Annotated in this window: 3 protein-coding genes; all 3 read right to left on the minus strand. The window is 70.4% G+C overall.

Going from position 1 to position 3,931, the window contains the following annotated elements:
* Positions 1-272: 272 nt before the first annotated feature.
* The gene (locus tag APM_RS14910) at positions 273-2,012 is read right to left on the minus strand and encodes an ABC transporter ATP-binding protein (protein WP_007424207.1); all 1,740 of its coding nucleotides are present in this window, start codon (positions 2,010-2,012) and stop codon (positions 273-275) included.
* Positions 2,013-2,042: 30 nt separating this feature from the next.
* On the minus strand, positions 2,043-3,518 hold the full coding sequence (locus APM_RS14915) for an MFS transporter (protein WP_007424209.1): 1,476 nt from the start codon (positions 3,516-3,518) through the stop codon (positions 2,043-2,045).
* Between the two features lie 5 nt (positions 3,519-3,523).
* Positions 3,524-3,931, minus strand: a 408-nt coding sequence (locus APM_RS14920; RefSeq protein WP_007424208.1) for a DUF2125 domain-containing protein, incomplete at its 5' end; no start/stop codon positions are given.

A 3,931-nucleotide genomic window follows, 5' to 3' on the forward strand; every position in this document is an offset into this window, starting at 1 on the left:
ACCGGGGGATGGGGCGGAGGGCGCTGTCACCGGGGGAAGAGACCATGGATGGCGCCGGGTGGGCAAGGAAATTGTCAGTTGAACTGACGTCACATGCGTCTTGCTGCCGCAGCCAGGAGCGTCCCGGTCCGATCCGGAAGGATCGGAAAGGGCGCTAGTGGCCTGCTTGTCCCTGAAATTCACCCACGAATTTCAGGGGCAGGCCACTAAACTATTGTTTTTTCCAGTGTCCACTTTGAATCTGAAATCCGATGGATTTCAGTTTCGGGACACTAGCCGGCGAGGGCCTGGGCGCGGACGAGGCGGGCGAAGGCGCCATCGCCGGCGATGAGGTCTTCATGCGTGCCGGACTCGACCACCGCGCCATCCGCCATCACCACGATGCGGTCGGCGTCGCGCACGGTGGCGAGGCGGTGGGCGACGACGATGGTGGTGCGGCCGCGGCGCAGTCGGGCGAGCGCTTGCTGCACGGCGGCCTCGCTCTCGGCATCGAGCGCGCTGGTCGCCTCGTCGAGGAGCAGGATCCGCGGGTCGCGCAGCAGGGCGCGGGCCAGGGCCACGCGCTGGCGCTGGCCGCCCGACAGGCGCTGGCCGTTGACGCCGACGCGGGTTTCGAATCCTTCGGGAAGGTCCGCGATGAAGCCGGCCGCCGCCGCCTCGGCCGCGGCGCGGATTTCGTCGATCGAGGCGCCCCTGCGGCCCATCGCGATATTGGCGGCGATCGTGTCGTCGAACAGCAGGGCATCCTGGCCGACATAGGCGATCGCGCCGCGCAGGGAGTCGAGGGAGACGGCGGAAATGTCGGCCCCGTCGATCAGGATGGCGCCGCGATCGGCCTCGTAGAGCCGGGGCAACAGGGCAAGCGCCGTCGACTTGCCGGCGCCGGACGCGCCGACCAGGGCAAGGGTGCGGCCGGGTTCGGCGACGAAGGAGAGATCGCGCAGGCCGGGCCGGCCATCCGGATAGGCGAAGCCGACATGGCGGAACTCGACGCGGCCGGGACCGGGCGGCAGTTCGACCGCATCGGGCCGGTCGGCCACGACCGAGGGTTCGTCGATGACATGGAACACGCGTTCGAGCCCGGCCATGCCTTCCTGCACCGCGGCGTTCATCGTGCCGAGGGCGCGCAGCGGGCGGGAGGCGATCAGCAGGGCGGCGACGAAGCCGGTGAAATTGCCGATGCCCGAGGCGCCCGCCGCGTGCCGCCAGCCGGCGAACCCGATGACGAGGGCGATGGCGAGGCCGCCGAGGACTTCGAGCACCGGGTCGAGCGCGGCGCGGCCGCGGATCATGCGCATCAGGGCGCGGTAGAGATGCTCGAAGGCGCGCTCCGCCCGTCGGCGCTCGTCTTCCTCGAGGCCATAGGCGCGGACGGTGCGGGCCTGGGCGAAGCTTTCGTTGAGCAGGGCGGCGGTTTCGCCCATCCGCTCCTGCATGCCCCCCGAGGCGCGGCGGATGCGGCGGCCGATCTTCTGGATCGGCAGGCCGGCGAGCGGATACAGCAGGGCGGCGATGAGGCTGAGTTCCCAGTCGATCCACAGCATGGTGCCGACCAGGCCGATCAGCGTGAAGAAATCGGCGATGCCGTTCACGGCGCGGCTCATCGCCTCGCGGATCACGGTGGCGTCGGTGGTGAAGCGGGCGGCGAGCGCCGCGGGAGCCTCGCGGTCGATCCGCGCGAGTTCGGCGCCGGTCAGATGATCGAACATCGAGACCTGCAGGCGGCGGATGGTGCCGAGCACGACCTGCTGGGTGAGCAGGGTCTGGGCATACTGGGCGAGCGCCTTGACCAAGGTGACGGCGAGCACGATCAGCGGCACCTGGTAGAGGATGCGCGGGTCGCGCCGGGCGAACATGGTGAAGGCGCGGTCGATCAGCGCGGGGTAGAGCGCCGTGGTGCCCGACATGATCAGCGTGGCGACGATGATGAGCGCGACGCGACCGCGATAGGCGCTGACATGTTGCCGCCACAGCCGCCGCGCGAGCGCGATGCTGCTGCCGGTTTCCATCATGGGAGATCCATTTCCGCTTGCGATGCCCCGTTACTGGCGCGCCGCCGGGTTCGCGTCAATCGCCGGGCCGGCGGGCGGCGGCGCGTGATGGCCGCTGACATCGTCGCCGGCGGCGGGCGAGAGCCTGGCGCAGACCGGCACCGAGAGTCCGCCGATCGCGCTGACGATGAGGAAGGCCCAGCCGTAATCGGCGATCGAGGGCTCGGCGTGGCCGGCGAAGATCGTGGTGAATTCCAGCGCGCCGGCGGCGACCGAGATGCCGAGGGTGAGGGTGATCTGCTGGAAGGTGGCGTAGAAGCTGGTGGCGGCGCTCATGCGGCTGCGCGGCACGTCGGCATAGGCGATGGTGTTGAGGGCGGTGAACTGGAGGGAGCGGAACACGCCGCCGACCAGCAGCACGGCATCGAGCGCGAGTTCGGGCCAGCCGGGGCGGAAGGCGGCGCAGGCGGCGGTGAAGACCACGGCGAGGCCGCCGAACAGCATCATCGCCACGCGGAAGCCGAGGCGGCGGAGGATCGGCTCGGCGAGCGGCTTCATCGCCAGCGCGCCGACCGCCGCGGCGAAGGTGATGGTGCCGGATTTCGCCGCCGAATCGCCGAAGCCGAGCTGGAGCATCAGCGGCAGCAGGAAGGGCATCGCGCCGGCGAGGACGCGGAAGAAGCTGCCGGCGATGGTGGAATTGGCGAAGGTGTCGATCCGCATCAGCGTGAGATCGAGGATCGGGTGCGGGTGGCGGCGGGCATGGCGCCAGTAGGCGAGCGAGGCGACGGCGCCGGCGGCGAAGCAGCCGAGGCTCCAGCCGAGCGGGATGAGTCCGCGGCCGATCGTCTCGAAGCCGGACATCAGCAACGCCATGGCGAGGCCGCTCCAGACGAGGCCGGCAATGTCGAGCCGGCCGGCGTGCTCGGCGTCCTTCACCTCGCGGACGTGGAGGGTGACGGCGACGATGCCGATCAGGCCGATGGGAACGTTGATGTCGAAGGTCCAGCGCCAGGAGAGATAGGTGACGATGAAGCCGCCGAGCGGCGGGCCGATGATCGGGCCGAGCAGCGCCGGCATGGTGAGCCAGGAGGTGGCCGCGATCATGTCGCGCCGGCGGACGGATTTCAGCAGCAGCAGCCGGCCGACCGGCACCATCATGGCGCCGCCGAGCCCCTGGAAGATGCGCGCGGCGATGAGTTGGCCGAGACTCTGCGACAGGCCGCAGAGGATGGAGCCGATGGTGAAGACCAGGATCGCGGCGCGGAAGACCGTGCGGCTGCCGAAGCGGTCGGCGAACCAGCCGGAGGCGGGGATGAAGATCGCGAGCGACAGCAGGTAGGAGGTGAGCGCCAGGCTCATGTGCAGCGGGTCGGCGTGGAAGCTCTTCGCCATCGCCGGCAGGGCGGTGGCGACGATCGTGCCGTCGAGATTCTGCATGAACAGCGCGGTGGCGACGATCAGCGCGGTCAGGCGCATCTGGCTCGGGCTGAGCGTGGCGGCTTCGTCCTCGGGCTCGGTGTCCATTCTCCTCAGCCCTTCGGCGCCGCCTTTCCGGGCACCGCTTGCGGGGATGCGGGCCAGACCAGCGGCGGGACCGTGGTGAGCTTCGTGCCGTTGGCCGAAACGGCGCCATGGGCGAGGACGAAATCGACCGCGAGGCGCTGGCCGCCCTTCGGCCCGCGGGTGAAATAGGGCGCGGCGGCGGTGGTCAGGGCGCTGATGTCGCCGGTGAGGGAGGGATAATGCGTCGAGAGCGCGCCGAGGGCGGCGCCGAGTCCGTCGGCGACGAGATGCAGCCTTCCCTTCGGCTGGGTGCCGGCATCGAAGCCGAAGCTGCCCGTGCCGTGGGCATCGAGCGGGCCGACCGTGAGGCCGAAATCGTAGGTGCCGTGGCCGCCGCCCTGCGCCCAGCGATGCAGCGCCGGGCCGAGCTGCCG

It is taken from the genome of Acidiphilium sp. PM (genome assembly GCF_000219295.1).
GTDB lineage: Bacteria > Pseudomonadota > Alphaproteobacteria > Acetobacterales > Acetobacteraceae > Acidiphilium > Acidiphilium multivorum.

Bases quoted from the DNA above. Each gene is read 5' to 3' on its own strand.
- APM_RS14910 (WP_007424207.1), bottom strand. From the start codon at position 2,012: ATGATGGAAACCGGCAGCAGCATCGCGCTCGCGCGGCGGCTGTGGCGG.
- APM_RS14915 (WP_007424209.1), bottom strand. From the start codon at position 3,518: ATGGACACCGAGCCCGAGGACGAAGCCGCCACGCTCAGCCCGAGCCAG.